Source organism: Pseudonocardia sp. EV170527-09, assembly GCF_008369905.1.
In the GTDB taxonomy this organism is placed as follows: domain Bacteria; phylum Actinomycetota; class Actinomycetes; order Mycobacteriales; family Pseudonocardiaceae; genus Pseudonocardia.
The window spans coordinates 1-263 of record NZ_VRMC01000506.1 but is presented as its reverse complement, the minus strand read 5'-3'; the positions used below and the strand labels follow the sequence as shown (position 1 = coordinate 263).

Sequence of the window (263 nt, the reverse complement as noted above, 5' to 3'; positions counted from 1 at the left end):
ATGATGGGCAGTGGATCCCACCCGACAAGTTCATCCCGCTGGCAGAGCGGCATCACCGCATCAGGAAGCTCACGAACAGAATGCTCGATCTGCTCGTCGCCGACGCACAGGAAATTCCGCGGGACCTTGCCCGTGCAATGTACTTCTCGGTCAATCTGTCCGCCGAGGATCTGGCCGCTCGCGCGATCGCGCAACGCGTTGCCGATGTCAGGCAAGCGTGTGGCGTTGACGGCGTGATGGTCGAAGCCACCGAAGGTGTGCTG

The 263-nt window shown here is 61.6% G+C and carries 1 protein-coding gene; it reads left to right on the top strand.

Features of this window, described 5'->3' with window-relative positions; genetic code table 11:
• Positions 1-14: 14 nt before the first annotated feature.
• Positions 15-263, top strand: a 249-nt coding sequence (locus tag FVA95_RS29950; protein ID WP_255474729.1) for an EAL domain-containing protein, incomplete at its 3' end; no start/stop codon positions are given.